The organism is Methylibium sp., assembly GCF_013817365.1.
In the GTDB taxonomy this organism is placed as follows: domain Bacteria; phylum Pseudomonadota; class Gammaproteobacteria; order Burkholderiales; family Burkholderiaceae_C; genus Methylibium.
The window spans coordinates 1-3,033 of record NZ_JACDCU010000461.1 but is presented as its reverse complement, the minus strand read 5'-3'; the positions used below and the strand labels follow the sequence as shown (position 1 = coordinate 3,033).

General features: G+C 69.3%; 4 protein-coding genes and 1 pseudogene. 2 read left to right on the top strand and 3 right to left on the bottom strand.

What is annotated here, in order from left to right; translation table 11 throughout:
• Positions 1–368: hypothetical protein (locus H0W38_RS19725; RefSeq protein WP_292457359.1), on the top strand; the 368-nt coding region annotated here is incomplete at its 5' end.
• A gap of 67 nt (positions 369–435) precedes the next feature.
• Entirely contained in the window at positions 436–1,278 is an 843-nt protein-coding gene (locus H0W38_RS19720) for an undecaprenyl-diphosphate phosphatase (protein ID WP_292457357.1), read from the top strand.
• Here the strand turns inward: H0W38_RS19720 and H0W38_RS19715 are convergent.
• The 3 genes and pseudogenes from H0W38_RS19715 to H0W38_RS19705 all read right to left on the bottom strand — a co-directional run.
• A complete protein-coding gene (locus H0W38_RS19715) occupies positions 1,265–2,212 on the bottom strand; it encodes an MxaL protein (protein WP_292457361.1) in 948 nt (315 codons plus the stop codon). The two genes, H0W38_RS19720 and H0W38_RS19715, sit on opposite strands and share 14 nt — an antisense overlap.
• Positions 2,213–2,229: 17 nt before the next feature.
• Entirely contained in the window at positions 2,230–2,832 is a 603-nt protein-coding gene (locus tag H0W38_RS19710) for an MxaK protein (RefSeq protein ID WP_292457355.1), read from the bottom strand.
• Positions 2,829–3,033, bottom strand: a pseudogene (locus H0W38_RS19705) (VWA domain-containing protein); the annotation flags it as partial. The gene H0W38_RS19710 and the pseudogene H0W38_RS19705, both read right to left, overlap by 4 nt.

Genomic DNA, 3,033 nt, shown 5'->3' with positions numbered 1-3,033 from the left:
GCGGCAGCATGCTCAAGCTGAGTTTTTATCTGCGCGAGGCGCCGCTCGTGCAAAAGCTCGTTTCCGGCGCTGTGGTGTCGATCGTGGCTGCGGCCGGCGTGTTCGTGATCCGCCGCCATGCGCGCAGTGTCTGGCAAGGCTTGCGCCGGCGCGAAACGCTCGCCACCACGGTGGCCATTTTCCTGGTCACGATGATCGTGTCCAAAGTGTTCGACCGCTCGATCAATATCCTGAATGAAGATTTCGGGATCGTCACGCCGGTCGCTACGGGCGTGCTGGTCGGCGCGGTGGAAGAAATCCTCGAACTGAGCTTGCCGCTCGTCGCCGCGATCGGCTTCGTTCAGCACCGACGGAGCGATCTCTCGTGAAGGCGCTGCGGCAGACGGCCGCACGCCGGCCCCTGTCAATCGCGGCAGCCTGCCGCGCACAGGCCGCATGAGCAGCGGCGCGATGATCTGGTTGGAGGCAGCATTCCTCGGCCTGGTGCAAGGGCTCACCGAGTTCCTGCCGGTCTCCTCGAGCGCCCACCTGCGCATCATCGGCCCGCTGCTGCCTTCGGGGGGTGACCCCGGCGCGGCGTTCACGGCGATCACGCAGATCGGCACCGAGCTCGCGGTGCTGATCTATTTCCGCCGCGAGATCGGGCGCATGACGAGGGCCTGGTTCGCGTCGGTTGCCGGCCGCGGCCAGCGGGGCGATCCCGATGCGCGCATGGCCTGGCTGGTCATCATCGGCACCGTGCCCATCGCCGTGCTCGGCCTGTTGTTCAAGGACGCGATCGAAGGCTCGCTGCGCAACCTCTACATCACGGCCACGGTGCTGATCCTCTTCGCGCTGGTGCTCGCCGCGGCCGACCGCCTGGGCCGCAAGCAGCACGACCTGGGGCGACTGACCTGGGTTCACGGCGTGATGTTCGGGCTGGCCCAGGCCACCGCCCTGATCCCCGGCGTGTCGCGCTCGGGCGGCACCATCACGGCCGGGCTGATCATGGGTTACACGCGGGAAGCTGCGGCGCGCTATTCCTTCCTGCTCGCAGTGCCCGCGGTGTTGGCCGCGGGCTTCTATCAACTCTTCAAGACCTGGGGCGAACCGGGCCCTATCGGTGCCGGCCCGACGGCGCTGGCCACGCTGGTGGCCTTTGCGGTCGGCTACTGGGTGATCGTGGTGTTCCTGAAGCTGGTCTCGACGCGCAGCTACCTGCCCTTCGTCTACTACCGCATCGTGCTCGGCGTGGTGGTGCTGGGCCTGCTGCAGATCGGCGTGCTCAGTCCGCACTGACCGGCTTGCCAGAGCTGCGCAGGCGCATCAGCCAGCGCCGCAGCAGCACCGTATCGGGCACGAAGCGCCAGGCCAGCAGCAGCAGCGCGAGCAGCGCCGGCAGCCAGCGCAGATCGGTCGCCACCGGCTCGGGCCGGGCCAGCGCCGGATCGAGCAGTGCGCTGCCCAGTGAAGCCGATGTGCCGAGCCGCTGATACCCGATGCCCATCAGCTTGGCCAAACCCTGCAGATGGTTCTCGCGCAGCTCCGAGAGGTGTTCGTGCTCGGTGCCGCTGCCGCCTTCGAAGCGTTGCACCACGTCGGCCGCCGCCCAGTAACCGGCCGGGTTGCCATCGCGGTCCGTGCGCGGAATGCGCGCCGGCAGGTCGCCGCCTACGCCGATCACCCAGCCGCCGATCTCACCCGGCGTGATGTCGTGGATGGGCGGCGACTCGCGCGCGCGCAGCGGCGGCGACTCGTGGCCATCGGTGAAGAAGACGACGCCCGTCTCGCCGCCGATGGCCAGCGCGGTGCGCAGCGTCCAGCTCACGCCCTTGCCGACGTTGCTGGCATTGGCCCAGCGCATGCTGCCGTCGATCTTCGCCAGCGCGGCGAGCAGTTCCTCGTAATGGCTGCACACCTCCACCGGCAGCAGCAGCGGCATCACGCGGTAGTCGGCAAAGACCGACCAGCCGACCTTCGAGCCGCAGGGCAGCCGGCGCAGCGCCTCGCGCATGGTGGCGCGCGCCGCCTCCAGGCGCGTCGCGGGTACGCCACCGACCACCATGTCGTCCACGTTCATGCTCTGTGTGACGTCGAACGTGACCATGTAGCTCCAGGTCGACCGCTCCAGGGTCACTGGCGGCAACCAGACGGCGGCGACCAGCAGCGCCAGGGCCAGGCTGATCGGCCAATGCGCCCGGGTGTGCACCGAGGCCAGCGCCCGGCGCAGCAGGCTCGCGGCCTCGCCGCTCAAGGCAGGTCTCCGGGCTCCATGCCGCGCAACAGGACGCGACGCCGTTCGACCGGCACGTTCTCGTCTTCGGCAAAGGCCGGCTGCTCCTCGGGTGCGACCCTCAGCGCGCGCTCGAGGTTGTAGCGGGCGTCCCAATCGCCGGGATTGACTCGCAGCAGGTCGCGATAGCGCTGCTTGGCCAGCTCGACCAGCGGCGAGGCGCCGGCAGCGCTGCGCAGGCTGGGAGCCGCGGCAGACGCGGTGTCGCCGGGCTCAGGTGCTTGCCCCATGCCCAGGCGCAGGTACATGTTGCCCAGATTGAAAAGCGCCTCACGGCCAATGGCGTCGGGGCGGCCCGGCTCGATCAGGCCGCTGTAGCTCTTGAACGCAGCATCAGAGGCACCGGCCCGGGAAAGGCTCACCGCCCGCGCCAGTCGCACCTCGCGGGGTGCTTCGCGCGCGGCCGGTGCAGCATCGGGCTCGACCGGCGCCGCGGCGGTGGCAGCGATCTGCTGGTTGAGCGTGATCGTCTGGCGCAGCCGCAGGCCCTGAGCCAGCGCCACACCCGCGCACACCAGCGCCCCGACCGCGAAAAAACCGTGTACCGAATGCCGTCTCATGTCTCGCTCCGTGCGCCGTGCCAATTCTGCAATTGCACCGACCGGCAGACGAGCAGCCCGGCGCAGGCGAGCAACGCCGCCACGTAGAAGCCGGCGCTCCAGTCCACGCGCGGCACGCGCTCGTAGAACGAGAGCGGAAAGTTCTGCTGGCGATCGATCTCTGCCATCGCCGCGGCCATGGCCGCCGAGTCGTCGGTCTGG

Coding starts and splice junctions, on each gene's coding strand:
- H0W38_RS19720 (WP_292457357.1), top strand. CDS start 436: ATGAGCAGCGGCGCGATGATCTGGTTGGAGGCAGCATTCCTCGGCCTG.
- H0W38_RS19710 (WP_292457355.1), bottom strand. CDS start 2,832: ATGAGACGGCATTCGGTACACGGTTTTTTCGCGGTCGGGGCGCTGGTG.